This window comes from Devosia sp. J20-27, assembly GCF_055808595.1.
Genome location: NZ_CM147875.1, coordinates 3,507,181 through 3,521,990 on the forward strand (window position 1 = coordinate 3,507,181; position 14,810 = coordinate 3,521,990).

At 63.8% G+C, this 14,810-nt stretch carries 11 protein-coding genes; 7 read left to right on the forward strand and 4 right to left on the reverse strand.

Annotated elements, in window-relative coordinates; all coding sequences use genetic code 11:
- Positions 1 to 21: 21 nt before the first annotated feature.
- Entirely contained in the window at positions 22 to 1,170 is a 1,149-nt protein-coding gene (locus tag AC0L4C_RS17415) for a mandelate racemase/muconate lactonizing enzyme family protein (RefSeq protein ID WP_473400978.1), read from the reverse strand.
- Positions 1,171 to 1,242: 72 nt separating this feature from the next.
- Entirely contained in the window at positions 1,243 to 1,950 is a 708-nt protein-coding gene (locus AC0L4C_RS17420; RefSeq protein ID WP_473400979.1) for a GntR family transcriptional regulator, read from the reverse strand.
- A gap of 216 nt (positions 1,951 to 2,166) precedes the next feature.
- On the opposite strand from AC0L4C_RS17420, the gene AC0L4C_RS17425 reads away from it, so the two are divergent.
- From AC0L4C_RS17425 to AC0L4C_RS17455, 7 genes are all read left to right on the forward strand, one after another.
- The gene (locus AC0L4C_RS17425; RefSeq protein WP_473400980.1) at positions 2,167 to 3,642 is read left to right on the forward strand and encodes an extracellular solute-binding protein; all 1,476 of its coding nucleotides are present in this window, start codon (positions 2,167 to 2,169) and stop codon (positions 3,640 to 3,642) included.
- A gap of 78 nt (positions 3,643 to 3,720) precedes the next feature.
- The gene (locus tag AC0L4C_RS17430; RefSeq protein ID WP_473400981.1) at positions 3,721 to 4,683 is read left to right on the forward strand and encodes a carbohydrate ABC transporter permease; all 963 of its coding nucleotides are present in this window, start codon (positions 3,721 to 3,723) and stop codon (positions 4,681 to 4,683) included.
- Between the two features lie 2 nt (positions 4,684 to 4,685).
- Positions 4,686 to 5,597: a carbohydrate ABC transporter permease gene (locus AC0L4C_RS17435; RefSeq protein ID WP_473400982.1), complete on the forward strand. Its 912-nt coding sequence runs from the start codon at positions 4,686 to 4,688 to the stop codon at positions 5,595 to 5,597.
- Positions 5,598 to 5,643: 46 nt separating this feature from the next.
- On the forward strand, positions 5,644 to 6,741 hold the full coding sequence (locus AC0L4C_RS17440) for an ABC transporter ATP-binding protein (RefSeq protein WP_473400983.1): 1,098 nt from the start codon (positions 5,644 to 5,646) through the stop codon (positions 6,739 to 6,741).
- Positions 6,742 to 6,841: 100 nt separating this feature from the next.
- Positions 6,842 to 8,053, forward strand: a complete 1,212-nt coding sequence (manD, locus tag AC0L4C_RS17445) for a D-mannonate dehydratase ManD (protein WP_473400984.1) — start codon at positions 6,842 to 6,844, stop codon at positions 8,051 to 8,053.
- Between the two features lie 10 nt (positions 8,054 to 8,063).
- Positions 8,064 to 9,215, forward strand: a complete 1,152-nt coding sequence (locus AC0L4C_RS17450; protein WP_473400985.1) for a mandelate racemase/muconate lactonizing enzyme family protein — start codon at positions 8,064 to 8,066, stop codon at positions 9,213 to 9,215.
- A 31-nt stretch (positions 9,216 to 9,246) separates the two neighbouring features.
- Complete coding sequence (locus tag AC0L4C_RS17455) at positions 9,247 to 10,014, forward strand: ribonuclease activity regulator RraA (RefSeq protein ID WP_473400986.1); 768 nt, start codon at positions 9,247 to 9,249, stop codon at positions 10,012 to 10,014.
- Between the two features lie 121 nt (positions 10,015 to 10,135).
- Here the strand turns inward: AC0L4C_RS17455 and AC0L4C_RS17460 are convergent, their stop codons facing one another.
- Together AC0L4C_RS17460 and AC0L4C_RS17465 are read right to left on the reverse strand one after the other, a co-directional pair.
- Positions 10,136 to 12,310 carry a DEAD/DEAH box helicase gene (locus tag AC0L4C_RS17460; protein ID WP_473400987.1) on the reverse strand — a complete coding sequence of 725 codons (2,175 nt, stop codon included), beginning with the start codon at positions 12,308 to 12,310 and terminating at the stop codon, positions 10,136 to 10,138.
- A gap of 326 nt (positions 12,311 to 12,636) precedes the next feature.
- Positions 12,637 to 14,799, reverse strand: coding sequence for an esterase-like activity of phytase family protein (locus tag AC0L4C_RS17465; protein ID WP_473403551.1), 2,163 nt, complete (start codon positions 14,797 to 14,799; stop codon positions 12,637 to 12,639).
- Positions 14,800 to 14,810 lie beyond the last annotated feature (11 nt).

Here is a 14,810-nt window from a genome sequence, read left to right on the forward strand (position 1 = left end):
GGCCCAACGCCCCGTTGCAGATCAATCGATCACGTTGGCTTCCAGATAGTCCCGGTTCATCTCGACGCCAAGGCCGGGGGCACGCGGAAGCTTGAGACTGCCATTTGAATTATCGAGGGGGGTTTTGATGAAGTCGTTGTACTTGGACAGGTCCCACTCGGACGTCTCGAGGCGATAGAAGTTGGGCACAGTCATCATCACCTGGGCGCCGGCGACGACGTTGATCGGACCGGCCGCATCATGAGGCGAGATCGGCACATAGTAGGCCTCGGCCAGGGTGGCGATCTTCTTGAGCTCGCTGATGCCGCCCGTCCAGGTGACGTCGGGCATGATGTAGTCGGCCAGCTTGTTCTCGAGGATCGGCACGAAGTCCCATCTGGTGTGGGCCCGCTCGCCAATGGAAATGGCGGCGCTGACCTTGTCGCGCACCTGCTTGAGGGCGTTCAGGCTTTCGGGCGGCACAGGCTCCTCGAACCAGTCGATCTTGCCGGCCTCTTCCAGCGACCGGCAGAGCCGGATGGCGGTGGGGACATCGAAACGGCCGTGGGCATCGATCAGGACGTCGACGTCGGGGCCGGCGGTCTCGCGGATCAGTGCGGTGAGTTCGGCCGCCTCCCGTTCATCCTTGCGCGTCATGGATCCGTCGAGGTAGCCGTCTCGCTGTTCACGGGCCCCCTGCCCCTGGTACGGGAACGGATCGAACTTGAGCGCCGTGTGACCGGAATCGACGATGGCGCGGATCTCGGCGACGACACCTTCCCTGGTGGTGAACTTGCGCTGGTCGGGATGGGTGTAGAGAGAGATCTCGTCGCGGACGGGACCGCCCAGAAGCTCGTAGATCGGCTTGTCGAGGACCTTGCCCATGATGTCCCAGAGGGCGATGTCGATGGCGCTGACGCACTCGACCGCGGCACCCCGACTGCCCATATAGGTGAAGCTGCGGAACAGCTTGTGCCAGAGGCGCTCGATGTGGCTCGGATCCTCGCCTTCCAGCACCTCGCCAATCCGCCTGAGGATGGCGCAGAGCGCGCGATTGGCGAGCTTGGTGGTGGTGGTGATCTCGCCCCAGCCGCTGACGCCCTCGTCCGTCGTCACCTCGACGAACAGGAATTCTCCCCAATAGGACGCGCTGGACTTGACCAGCCACGGCGTTACGCCCGTGATCTTCATAGTGTCGTTGCCTTTCAATTCCGCACGTCCAGGATGGCGGCGGTTCGTGTGAGCAGTCGTCGCCGGCCGGGCCTAGCCGGCACGGGCCGTCGCATTGGCCCGCATCTGTTCGAGAATGTGCCGACCCGAGCCCTCGACATGTCGCGCAATCGTGGCTGCGGCCTTGTCGGCCTCCTGGGCCTTGACCAGGCCGATCAGTTCCCGGTGCTCGCGCAGCACCGCGGCGCGGCGCGCCAGAGTAAAGCCGAAGCGGCCGCTGACGGCGCGCAGGATCTCGCGATGCTTCCACCAGAGATCGGCGGCATGCTTGTTGTAGTGGCGCCGGTACATGACGGTATGGAAGGCCGTGTCGAGTTCGCCGTGCCGCACGGCATCGGCAAAGTTGTTTTCCTCGATCTGCTTCTGGATGCTGTCGAGTTCGGCGATATCGTCGGCGGTCGCCATGTTGACGAACCACCTGGTCAGCGCCGGTTCGATCAGCACGGCGATTTCGTAGATGTCGCGCACAAATTCGTCGTCGATGGGCCTGACGCGGGCGCCCTTGCTGGGGGCGATGATCACCAGCCCCTCGCCCCGCAATTGCTGAAGCGCTTCACGCACCGGGTTGGTGGAGGTGCCGTGCTGGCTGGCGAGATCGGCGACCACCAGCCGCTCGTTGGCGGCGAGGCGACCGGAGACGATGTCGCGGCGAATCAACTCGTAGACGGAGGATCGCTCCCGACTGCTGTCGAACAGGTCGATGCCGGGGGCCGGGGAGCCTTTGAGACTACGGTTTTTCACAACAAGGCCCTTTTCGAGACTACGCCTAAAGACTGGCTTCCGTGTGCGAACTTTGTCAAACAATGTACTATTGGCATCAATTGACACGCAATCCCCGGTCTGAAACGGTGGTGTGCATCAGGGACAGAACACTTCTTTGGCTGTAGCCCTGCAGCCGGACGCATATGCCCGAGGTGCCCGAGCATCCCGGTAAGAATGATCTTGGAGGAGGAATCCATGAAGAGTTTTCAACTCGGTCGCTCCGTTTCGCGCGGAGCGCTCGCAGCAGCCTTGGCTGTATCGATGGTCTCGACTTCGGCGATCGGCCAGAGCGTCGATCTGAGCCAGTGGTCGCCCGAATATGTGAAGGCCATTGCTGGTACCGAAGAGTTTGACACGGCGGGCAAGTGCGCTTCCGTCGTTCCCCTCGATTACAAGGGCAAGCTCAGCTACTGGTGGACGGGGCCGAACGAAGCCTCGCCGGACATCGAGCGCAAGATCAACGATGACTTCTGGGCAGCGTGGAAAGCCACCTACCCGAACATCGAGACCGACGCCCAGAACATCGACTACAACCAGCTGCTCGACAAGCTGCGCACCGCCCTTCTGGGCAATGCCGGCCCGATGGTGCTGCGTCTGCAGATCCTGGGTGGCGTCGAATTCGCGTCCAAGGGTTACCTGCAGCCGCTCAAGCCCGAAGACATCGGCTATTCGACCGCCGACTTCTGGCCGGGCGCGATGAAGTCCGTGACCTGGGAAGGCGTGACGTACGGCGTGCCGACCAACAACGAGACGATGGCCTTCATCTGGAACGCCGACATCTTCAAGCGCGCCGGGCTCGATCCCGAGAATCCGCCGGCAACGTGGGATGACGTCGTCACCTACTCCAAGCAGATCCATGACAAGCTGGGTATTGCCGGCTACGGCATGGTTGCCCGCCAGAACGCCGGCAACACACCGTTCCGCTTCATGCCGCAGATGTGGGCATACGGTGGCGGCGCGCTGGACGAAGCCGCCGACTCGCCGACCTACAAGGAAGTCTGGATCAACAATGATGGTGCCAAGGCTGCCCTGCAGGCTTCGTACGACATGTATGTGCGTGACAAGTCCGTGCCGGCCTCGGCGCTGACCAACACGCAGAACGAGAACCAGTCACCGTTCATCGCCGGCCAGCTGGCCATGGTGATCGCCCACCCGTCCGAGTACGCAAAGATGACCGACCTCGCCTCCAAGGCGACCGGTGCGGACAAGGAAGTGGCCGACAAGGTGGTCGAGAACATGCGTTACGGCCTGATCCCCAAGGGTGAGCGTCGTGCCGTGGTGTTCGGTGGTTCGAACATGCACTTCATCAAGGACGAGTACGTTGAAGGCGACTTCGACGAGATGGCTGCCAAGGCGTTTGCCTGCTTCTGGAACAGCCCGGAATGGTCAACCAAGCTGGCCTGGACCGGTTCCAACCCCGGCAACCTGGCAGGCTTCAAGACCAAGTGGATGAAGGAACGTCTGGACACCATCCGGTTCCTCGACGTCACCACCTCCATGCTGCCGAACGGCATTCCGTTCCCGGTGGTGCCGGAAGCAACTGAAATCATGAACATCATTGTTCCTGACATGCTGCAGAACGCCCTGACCGAGAAGATGACCGTCGATGAAGCGGTCAACGACGCCGCTGCAAAGGTCGAAGCCCTGATGGCAGGCGAAGGCGGCCTCTAGCCCCCTCTCCCACCCAACGGACCGGCGGCATGCGTGCCGCCGGTCTGCCAAGCCCGTAAATTCAGAAGGACGACACCGGTGACGATCGTGACTGGACAGGCCGCTGTGGCACGCGCCGCCCCGCCCGTGAAACGGCCCAACATATTCCGCCGTATGATCAATCACCGGAATGACTATCTGTACGTCCTGCCGGCGCTGATCGTCATGATGATCGTCATCGCCTACCCGATCTACTACACGATCGAGTTGAGCTTTTTCAAAACGCCGCCGAACCTGCAGATGCGGGACAAGGTCTGGACCGGTCTCGACAACTACGTGACCGTGCTCACCAGCCCGTCGTTCCACCAGGTGTCGATCAATACGGCGATCTGGACGTTCTTTTCGACGCTGTTTGCCTTCCTGCTGGGACTGGGCGCTGCCCTGTCGCTGCACCGCGAATTCCTCGGCCGCGGCGTGCTGCGCGCCGTCCTCCTCATTCCCTACGTGGTGAGCGCGGTTGCCGCCTCCTATGTGTGGAAGTGGCTCTACCATTCCGATTTCGGCGTGATCGGCGCCATCGCGGTCCAGCTCGGACTGTCGGACGAACCGATCAACTTCCTCGACAACGTGCACACCGTGCTGCCGTCGCTGATCGTGGTGAATATCTGGAAGGAATTCTCCTTCGCCATGATCATGCTGATGGCCGGTCTGCAGACCGTGCCGGAACAGTTGCTGCGGGCCGCGCAGGTCGACGGCGCAAGCGCCTGGCAGCGCTTCTGGCATGTGACCTTCCCACACCTCAAAGGTGTGTCGATGGTGACGCTGCTGCTGCTGCTGGTTGCCAACTTCAACGGCTTCATCATTCCGTTCGTGATGACGGGCGGCGGACCTGCCGGCGCCTCCGACATCTGGATCACCCAGATCTACACCACGGCCTTCGGCAAGACACGCTACGGCACGGCTGCGGCCTACGCGGTGATCCTGTTCATCGTCATGATGACGCTGGGTTACTTCTACGTGAAAGCGCTGACGCGCGGCGACGAAAACCGGGCGGGACACTGATCATGACCGACGCAACCATAAACCAGACCAGCGCGGCCAAGGCCGGACTGCCCAGCCGCACCGCGCACAAGAAGCCAATTGACTGGTGGCGCTGGGCCGGCCGGCTGACGCTGGTGCTGCTGCTGATCTTCACCGTGCTGCCGATGGCCTGGATGGTGCTGACCTCGGTCAAGAGCCAGTTCGCCGCCATGCAGTATCCGCCACAGTGGTGGCCAACCGAGCCGACGCTGCAGAATTACTGGAAACTGATCGACCCCAGCGGTTCGACCGGCCAGGAGTTCCTGCTTTACTTCTGGAACAGCCTTTACGTGTCGACGATCACCACGGTGCTCGGCGTCGCGGTGGCGGTGCCGGCGGCCTATGCCTTCTCGCGCTTCCGTTTTCCGGGCCGGACGTTCCTGTTCTTCTCGGTGCTGGTGCGCAACATGTTCCCGGCGGTGGTGTTCCTGATGCCGCTGTTCCTGCTGATGCGCTGGATGGGCCTGGTCAACACGCACGGCTCGCTGATCCTGACCTATTTGACGTTCGGGCTGCCGCTCTCGATCTGGCTGCTCAAGGGGTTCTTCGACAATATCCCGATCCAGCTCGAGCAGGCGGCGCGCATTGATGGCGCCACGCGCTTCCAGGCGTTCCTGCTGATCGTCATGCCGCTATCGACGCCGGGCATCATCGCGACCTCGATCTTCTCGTTCATCGGGGCTTGGAACGAGTATGTGTACGCCTACACGTTCCTCTCCAAGCAGGAGTCGATGACCTTGCCGGTGGGTATCCAGCGTTTCTTCACCGAATTTGCGACCGATTGGCCCGGCCTGATGTCGGCAACGTTCCTGATGAGCGTGCCGGTGGTTGTGCTGTTCCTGGTCCTGCAGAAGTATTTCGTTCGTGCCCTCACCGAAGGCGCCGTCAAGCATTAGTTCCGCGTCGCAAGGCGTCCGCGGTGGGTTTCAAGGGGAAGTATGAATGGCTCAGGTAGTCCTCCACGACGTGGTCAAGACCTATGGCAATGTGTTTGCCGTAAACCACGTCTCGCTGACCGTCGAGGACGGAGAGTTCGTCGCGCTGGTCGGACCTTCGGGGTGCGGCAAGACGACAACGCTCAATCTCGTGGCGGGGCTGATCCCGATGACGGGCGGCGACATCGTCATCGGTGATCGCAACGTTACCGATCTCGATCCGAAGGACCGGGACATCGCCATGGTGTTCCAGAACTACGCGCTCTATCCGCAGAAGTCGGTGTACAAGAACCTCGCCTTCCCGCTGCAGATGCGCAAGCTGTCCAAGGAAGAGATCGACTCCAAGGTGATGGCGGCGGCCAAGGTCCTCGACATCGTGCCGCTACTCGAACGCAAGCCGCGCGAACTGTCGGGTGGCCAGCAGCAGCGCGTGGCGCTGGGCCGGGCGCTGGTGCGCGACCCGCGCGTCTTCCTGATGGACGAGCCGCTGTCGAACCTCGACGCCAAGCTGCGCGTGCAGATGCGGACCGAGATCAAGCGCTTCCACCAGGACCTGAATGCCACGATCATCTACGTGACGCATGACCAGCTCGAAGCCGTGACCATGGCCGACAAGATGGCGGTCATGAACGGCGGCTTCCTGCAGCAATACGATACGCCGGCCAACGTCTTCGCCAATCCGGTGAACACGTTCGTGGCGAGCTTCATCGGCAGCCCGGCGATGAGTCTGGTGCCGCTCGAAACCTCGACGCGGGGCACCGACGTGGTGCTGACCAGCGCCGAAGGCTGGGAACTGCCGCTGTCGCCGATGAATGCCAGCAAGGCACGGAAGGCGACCAGCAACAAGGTCATCCTCGGCGCGCGTCACTCGACGGTGAAGCTGCACGCGGCAGCATCTCGGGGGGCCGTTCCGGCGCGGGTCTATACGGTCGAGCCGACCGGCGACATCACGTTTGTGCAGTTGTTCATTGGCGGAGCCGTAGTCAATGTCAGTGTCGAGCCGAGCGTGAATGTACGGCCGGACACGACGGTCTATGTCGAGTTCGACCAGGAGCGCATGCATCTGTTCGATGCCGAAACCACCAACGCGCTGAAGGCCGACTGAGACCCAAGCACTTTCTGAAGGCGCCCTACTCCAGGACCCACCCCAACGCCCACCCAGCAGCAGCCGACCGGCTGCGCGAAGACCTGCGGAATACTCAGCCATGAAGATCAAGGACATCAAGGTTATCGTTGCCTCGCCGGGGCGCAACTTCGTCACCGTCAAGGTGATCACCGACGAGGGCCTCTATGGCATCGGCGACGGCACGGTGAACGGCCGCGAACTGTCGGTCGCCAGCTATCTGAGCGACCACGTGATCCCGACGCTGATCGGCAAGGACCCGATGCGGATCGAGGACATCTGGCAGTATCTCTACAAGGGCGCCTACTGGCGCCGCGGGCCGATCACCATGGCCGCGATCGGGGCCATCGACATGGCGCTGTGGGACATCAAGGCCAAGGCGGCGAACATGCCGCTCTACCAGCTGCTGGGCGGCCGCAGCCGCGACAAGGTGATGGTCTACAAACATGTCGGCGGGCTCGACATCAACGAGGTCGTCGAAGGCGTGGTGCGCCTGCGCGAACAGGGGCTGGATGCGATCCGGGCACAGGTCTCGATCCCCGGCCTGCCGCCGATCTACGGCACGGGTCCCTCCACTGACCAGTCGGCTGGCGGCATGATCCAGCCGATGCCCAACGAAGAAGTGTGGGCGACGCACAAATACCTGCCGCTGGTGCCCAAGCTCTTCGAGAAGGTGCGCGACGCGGTGGGCTGGGACGTGCATCTGCTGCATGACGTGCACCACCGGCTGACCCCGATCGAGGCGGCACGGCTGGGCAAGGACCTGGAACCCTACCGGCTGTTCTGGCTGGAAGACGCGATCCCGGCCGAGCTGCAGGAAGGCTTCCGCATCATCCGGCAGCACACCACGCAGCCGCTGGCCGTGGGCGAGATCTTCAACTCGATCTTTGACACCACGACGCTGATCACCGAACAGCTGATCGATTTCATCCGTGTGACCTCGGTGCACGCGGGCGGCGTCACCGGGCTCAAGAAGATCTTCGACTTCGCCTCGATCTATCACGTGCGGTCGGCCTGCCACGGGCCGATGGACGTGTCGCCTATCGCCATGGGCTGCAATATCCATGTCGACGTGGCGATCAACAATTTCGGCATCCAGGAATTCTCCGGCTATACCGAGGCCACACACGATATGTTCCCCTGTGCCTGGACCTATGACCGTGGTTACCTGCAGCCCGGTGAAGTCCCGGGCCACGGCGTCGACATCGACGAGAAGGCCGCCGAGAAATATCCCTATGCCCCCGCCTACCTGCCGGTTGCCCGGCTCGAGGACGGTACGCTGACAAGCTGGTAAGAGCGTGAAAATGAAGATCAGAGACATCAAGAGCTACCCGACCTGGGTCGGCCACCGGAACCAGCTCATCGTCAAGGTCGAGACCGAAGAGGGCGTCTACGGCTGGGGCGAGAGCGGGCTGTCGGGCCGGGAGAAGGCCGTGGTCGGCGCCATCGAGCACTATCGCGAGTGGCTGATCGGCAAGGACGCCTTCAATATCGGCGCGCTCTGGCAGGAAATGTACCGCAGCCAGTATTTCGAAGGCGGCCGGGTGCTGCAGGCAGCGATCTCGGCCATCGACATCGCGCTGCACGATATCAAGGGCAAGGAGCTGGGCGTGCCCGTCTACGACCTCCTGGGCGGCAAGCAGCGCGATCGCATCCCGACGTTCGCCTCGACCTCGGCAGCGCCGGGCGAGGAGATGCTGGCGCAGGCGCAGCAGCTGATGGAACGCGGCTGGGACACCATCCGGTTCTTTCCGGCCCACGACAAGGACGGCATTTTCGAGCCGCGCCAGTCCATTGCCGACACCGCCAAATGGATGGTGAAGGCGCGCGAACTGCTGGGTGACCGGGCGGTCCTCGGAATCGACTACCATCACCGGCTGAGCGTCGCCGAGACGGCAAGCTTCTGCCAGAAGATGCCGTCGGGGACGCTGGATTTCCTCGAGGAGCCGATCCGTGACGAGACGCCGGAGGCCTATGAGTCGCTGCGCACACTGACCAATGTGCCGTTCGCCATCGGCGAGGAGTTCGCCAGCAAGTGGCAGTTCCTGCCCTACATCGAGCGCGGCATTCATCAGTTCAACCGCATCGACGTGTGCAATGTCGGCGGCATCACCGAGTCGATGAAAGTCGCCGGCTGGAGCGAGGCGCATTATGTCGACATGATGCCGCACAATCCGCTCGGTCCCATCTGCACCGCAGCAACGATCCACGTCTCGGCCGCGGTTGCCAACTTTGCCTGGCTGGAAACCCGCGCGTCGCCGGCCGAAAACTACATGGGAGCCGGCGAGTCGCCGCTGTTCCCGGTGCAGCCGCGACTTGAGGGGGCCACCTACCCCGTCTCGAATGCGCCCGGCCTCGGCATCGAGGTCGATGAGGCGGAAATCAAGAAACAACGCTTCAAGTTCTGGGAAGCCCCGCACTGGAAGCGCAAGGACGGTTCGGTCACCAACTGGTAGACCACAAGCTAGATTTTCAGGAGGACTACCAATGCAGACGGTTCACACCCCAATCCCCGCATTCAAGCGGCCGAGCAAGGACACCATCAACGCCCTCAAGGACATCGGCACAGCGACAGTCGCCGGCTCGCTTGGCCATGCCGGCTTCAGCAATCCGCATATGCTCGGCCCGGTGACGCAGAACCCCGGCAAGTCGATCGTGGGTATTGCACAGACGCTGCAGTTCCTGCCGCAGCGTCCGGACCTGTTCAGCGAGGGCGAGTATTCCGATCCGGAGACGCAACTGCACCGCCACGTTCTCTATGAGATCGAAGAAGGTGACGTTGTGGTGGTCGATGCCCGCGGCGACATGAGCTCGGGCGTCTTCGGCGACATGATGTCGACCTATTTCAAGGGCCGCGGCGGCGCCGGCATCGTCATCGACGGCTGCATGCGCGACCGGCCGAATGTCGAAAAGCTCGGCGTCGCCACCTGGCTGCGCGGCTGGACGCCGAACTACCATGTGCAGGTGTCGATCTTCCCGAACGCGGTGAACGTGCCGATCTCGTGCGGCGGGGTCACCGTGATCCCCGGCGACATCATCATGGCCGACGACGATGGCGTCGTGGTGCTGCCGCAGTCGATGGCCGAGAAGGTCATCGAGGACTCCAAGAAGCATGCCGAGTGGGAAGTGTTCAGCCGCGAGAAGCTGATGGCCGGCGCCGATCTGCGCCGCTACTACCCGCTGCACCCGGACGCCGAGGACGAGTACCAGGCTTGGCGCAAGGCAAACGGCATGCCGCCCAGCCCGAGCCGCTAAAGACAACCGGGGCCGACAGGTCCCGGAGTTCCGAATTGAGTACGGCGCGGTCCCGGAAGGGGCCGCGCCGTTGCTTTTTGACTCGTGACTGCCCGGGGCAAGCCATGGCCAGTGGCAAGGTTCAGTCCTGCGGCAGGGCCTTGGACTTCTTGCGCGGAGCGTCGCCGGTCGGCGCCGCGGCGTTGGGCCGGTTCTTGTATTTCGGCTTGCCCTTGTCCTTGGTGCTCGGCTTTTTGGGCTTGCGCGGCTTGTCGCCGGCGGCCGGCTGGGTGCCGAGGTCATCGCCACGGTCGGAGCGCACCTTGTAGTGTGGCTCACGCTCGGACGCAGTGGCGGGGGCGGGGTCGAGCGAAGGCTGCCACTTCTTGCCCGGTGCATCGGCACGCGGGGCATCCGTCGGACGCTTGGCTTCCCACTTCTTCCTGGGCCTTTCAGCGGATGCGCCATCGGTCTGCGGCGCAGGCTGCCACGGCTTTTTCGGCTTGTCGGCGTACTGGGCATCGAGTTCGGCGGCAGATGGCCACTTCTTCTTGCCGGGCCGCGGCGCATCCGGCCTTTCGTACGGGGCACCGCTGCGCGGCCGCGAGAACGGCTTGCCGGATCGGGTCAGCTTCTCGTCGACGCGGGAAATGCGCGCGCCCTTTTCCAGCGCGCCGGGCTGGCTGACACGTTCGGCAAAGGCGGCGGCCTTGTCGGCGGCGATCTCGAACTTGGTCTCGGTGTCGAAAATCTTGATCGAGCCGATGTCGCGTTTGACGACGTCGCCGGCCTTGCAGATCAGCGGCAGCAGCCATTTCGGATCGGCACGCTGCTGGCGGCCGAGCGACAGGGTGAACCAGACGCCATCGCTGAGGTCGGGGGCGCGCATGCCCTCGTCGGCGAAGCGCTTGTCGCGGCGGGCCGGACGGGAGTCGTCCTGCTGCGGGATGGACATTTCCGAGGTCTCCTCGGGCGATGGCCGGGCCGCAAGCTGCTGACGCAGATAGGCCACGGCCAGACGCTCGGGCGAGACGCTCTGCAGCAGTTCGGCGACCAGCGGCGCCTCGATCTCGTCGGGCTCGGGGGTGGTCTGGGCCAGCTCGATGATCTGGGCGCGCTGCTTGGCCTCGATCTCGGTCATGGTTGGGGCGCCGCGCGTGGTGGCCTTGAGATTGGCAAGGCTGAGGACGCGGTTGGCGGCATTGCGCCTGAAGATCGGCGCGACGATGACGCAGATGCCCTTGCGCCCGGCCCGACCGGTGCGGCCCGAACGGTGCAGCAGGGTATCGGGATTGCTCGGCATATCGGCGTGGATGACGAGGTCGAGGTTGGGCAGATCGATGCCCCGCGCAGCAACGTCGGTGGCGACGCAGACGCGGGCCCGGCCATCGCGCATGGCCTGCAGGGCGTTGGTCCGCTCCGACTGGGTCAGTTCGCCCGACAGCGCCACGACCGCGAAGCCCCGGTTGGCAAGGCGCGCCGACAGGTGTTTGACCGCGTCGCGGGTGTGGCAGAAGACGATGGTATTGGCCGCATCGTAATAGAGCAGTGCGTTGATGACGGCGTGCTCGCGCTCGTCCTTCTGCACCAGCATGAGCTGATAATCGATATCGGCATGGCGTTCGCCGGCCGAGGTGGCGGTGACGCGCACGGCGTCGCGCTGGAAGGTCTTGGCCAGCTTGGCAATCGCGGGCGGCACGGTGGCCGAGAACATCAGGGTACGGCGCTCATCGGGCGCAGCGGCAAGGATGAACTCGAGATCCTCGCGGAAGCCGAGATCGAGCATCTCGTCTGCTTCGTCCAGCACCACGGCCCTCAGGCCCGAGAGATCGAGGGCGTTGCGGGTGATGTGGTCGCGCAGACGACCGGGAGTGCCGACCACGATATGGGCGCCGCGCTCGAGCGCCCGGCGCTCGGTGCGCTGGTCCATGCCGCCGACGCAGGCCGCAGTGACCACCCCCGCATCGGCATAGAGCCAGTCGAGCTCGCGGCGAACCTGCATGGCCAGTTCGCGGGTCGGGGCAATGACAAGGCCCAGCGGCAGGCCTGCCGGACCGAACTTTTCGGCATCGGCGAGCAGGTTCGAGGAGATGGCCATGCCGAAGGCGACGGTCTTGCCCGAGCCGGTCTGCGCCGAGACCAGGAGGTCGCCGTCGGTGTGCTCGGGCTCCAGCATGAGCATCTGCACGGGGGTCAGATTGTCATAGCCCTTGGCCGTGAGGGCCGAGGCCAGCGCCGGATGCAGGGAGGCCAGCAGCGGATTCGGTGCGGCTTCGGGGGCGGCGTCGGCGGACTGGTCTGGCGTCTGGTCGGTCATTTGGGGGCTTTCATCAATGCCGAAAGCGGCGCGTCCCGGAGGCGCGGCGCACGAGCTTTGGCAAGTAGCGTGGCAAGCAAGGAATGGGGCTCAAAAGCACCCTGTTGCGCGCGGGTGTAGAGGAGAAGTGCCCGAAGGTAAAGGTGGGGATGAGTCTGGGCACATAGCGAGGTGGCGATCTCGACGTGCCGCGGGCTCCCCTGCCCGCCTCCCGCGCGGGAGGATATGAGGCGACGGCAGGGACACCGCCGCCTCCAGTCTGCCGCCGGACGAAAGCCGTCGGGTCGTCAGAACGGGGTGGGACGATTGCCCACCCCGACGATCGATCAGTCGATCTTGAAGGACCAGAAGAAGGTCTCGCCCGAGGAGTCGTCGATGCCGTCATTGTCGGTGATGGCGTAGGCGGTGCCGTCGGCAGCGATGGCGAGGCTTTCGATCTTGTCGACGACGTAGCCGTTGTTAGCGGCGAGGTCGGGGACGAGGTCGCGCACTTCCTGCTTGGTCACGACCTGCAGTTCGGTGCCGATCTCGGCGCCGACCAGTTCGGCGACCGGGACGCGATAGACCTTCTTGAGCCTGGCCTTGCCGGCGATCTGGTTGTCACGCTCGACGATGTAGACGAAATCGCCGTGCGCAGTGATTTCCGAGAGACCGACCCAGGCGCCCTTGTCAGCAGCCTCGAGCGGGTAGTGCACGGCGCTCCAGGTCTTGTCCTTGGTGTTGTAGCCGAGGAGCTTGACGAGGCCCCTGGGGTCGTCCTTCCACTCGCGCTGGATGGCCACCCAGAGGGTGTCGCCGACCATGGTGACGCCTTCCGCGCCGAAACGGATTTCGCTGGGCAGCAAGGCCTCGGGGAAGGCCACTTCCGCAACGATCTTGCCATTACCATCGACATGGTAGAGGGCATGCGGGATCAGGCGGTCGCTGCGGCCTTCGGACGCCAGCCAGAAGCCACCCTTGCCGTCGAGGGTGATGCCCTCGAGGTCGAGCTTCTGGGCAGTGTCGCCGCCGCGGGTGACAACGGTGCGCTTGACGATGCGGGCCGGTTTGGCGGTGGCGTCGATCTGGTAGATCGAGGGCTGGTTGCCAAGGAAGCTGTCGCTGACGGCATAGAGCATGCCGGGGGTTTCAGCATCGGCAACGGCGCCGGAGATGGCGGCCCAGCCGATCGGGTGTCCGTCGGCATCGTCGCCGGAGACGAGCTGCGGATAGGCCGTTTCGCCTTCGCCGCGCTGGTAGATCATGACGTGCGAACCGCCGAGGCCGTCTTCGCGCAGATCGACTTCATTGGCGGTGGCCAGCAGATTGCGCGACGGAATGGCGACCACGCCTTCGGGCGAAATGCCGGACGGCAGCGACTGCAGGTATTCCGGATCGGCCCCGGTGTCCTTGTAGACGGCGATCAGCGAGGAGCGCTCTTCGGCGATGAAAAACAGCTTGTCGTCGCCGTAGGTGGCAGCTTCCACGCCCTCGGGCTCGACGCCCTTCTTGTTGCGCAGGTCGGGATAGTGACCCATGCGGACCGCTTCCATCTCGAGGCTCGGACCGCTTTCGTAGAGTTCGGTGCCGTCCTTGCTGAAGATGGTGAAGCCGCGTGCGCCGCCATTCCAGTCGCCTTCGTTGGCAACGAACAGGCGGTCATTGTCGAGCCACTTGAGGCCATCGGGCTCGCGCGGGACGTCCTTGATGGTGCCGGTGAAGTTGAAGGCACCATCCTTTTTGGTGTCGACGCCTTCCAGGGTCACCGAGCCGGCGGAGAAATGATGGATCACCGTGCCGGTCTTGCCGTCGACGATGACGATCTCGTTGTTTTCCTGCATGGTGAAGGCGACTTCGTCGAGCTCGTTGATGCCGACGAATTCGGGCTCGGGATCATCACCGCCGACAGCGGCGAGGCCGGTGACGTCAACCTTCCTGAGGCTGGCAGCATCGAGCTTGCCATCGGCAATGCCGAGCAGCACGAGGTAACCGGCGGGAGCCTGCGGCAGGCCGCCGTCACCCAGGTCCTCGTCGCGCTCGTTCTCGATGGCGATGGCGAGCAGCGTCCCGGCCTTGTTGCGGGCGATGGAGTCGGGCTGGCCGCCCAGGTCAATGGTCTGCTCGATGGCCTTGCTGGCCAGATCGATGACGACGAGCTGGCCGCCGACGTCGACATAGTCCTTGCTGGTGTTGAGCGCCGCGTAGACCTTGTCGCTGACGATGATCACCGAAGTGGGTTCACCCTCGAGCGCGACGTAGCCGCCGGCCTTAGGGGCGGCAGGATCGGTGATGTCGACAAAGCCGATGCCGCCACCGGGGCTGTCGGAATAGACGAGCGTCATGCCGTCGTCGGAGGCGGCGATGATTTCGGAGGAGGACGACCCTTCTGCGCGGTTGAGCTCGACGGGGAAACTCGCGATGCGGTTGAAGACCGGCGCAGCGAGCGCGGTTGTGGCAGTCGCCATCATGAGGCCTGCCGCGAGGACAGCCAGTACACCCTGACGCTTCATCATATTCTCCC

What these genes read in the sequence shown, in the direction of transcription:
- AC0L4C_RS17450 (WP_473400985.1), top strand. Translation starts at nt 8,064, where the DNA reads ATGAAGATCAGAGACATCAAGAGCTACCCGACCTGGGTCGGCCACCGG.
- AC0L4C_RS17440 (WP_473400983.1), top strand. Translation starts at nt 5,644, where the DNA reads ATGGCTCAGGTAGTCCTCCACGACGTGGTCAAGACCTATGGCAATGTG.
- AC0L4C_RS17415 (WP_473400978.1), bottom strand. Translation starts at nt 1,170, where the DNA reads ATGAAGATCACGGGCGTAACGCCGTGGCTGGTCAAGTCCAGCGCGTCC.
- AC0L4C_RS17460 (WP_473400987.1), bottom strand. Translation starts at nt 12,310, where the DNA reads ATGACCGACCAGACGCCAGACCAGTCCGCCGACGCCGCCCCCGAAGCC.
- AC0L4C_RS17455 (WP_473400986.1), top strand. Translation starts at nt 9,247, where the DNA reads ATGCAGACGGTTCACACCCCAATCCCCGCATTCAAGCGGCCGAGCAAG.
- AC0L4C_RS17425 (WP_473400980.1), top strand. Translation starts at nt 2,167, where the DNA reads ATGAAGAGTTTTCAACTCGGTCGCTCCGTTTCGCGCGGAGCGCTCGCA.
- AC0L4C_RS17465 (WP_473403551.1), bottom strand. Translation starts at nt 14,799, where the DNA reads ATGAAGCGTCAGGGTGTACTGGCTGTCCTCGCGGCAGGCCTCATGATG.
- AC0L4C_RS17435 (WP_473400982.1), top strand. Translation starts at nt 4,686, where the DNA reads ATGACCGACGCAACCATAAACCAGACCAGCGCGGCCAAGGCCGGACTG.
- manD (WP_473400984.1), top strand. Translation starts at nt 6,842, where the DNA reads ATGAAGATCAAGGACATCAAGGTTATCGTTGCCTCGCCGGGGCGCAAC.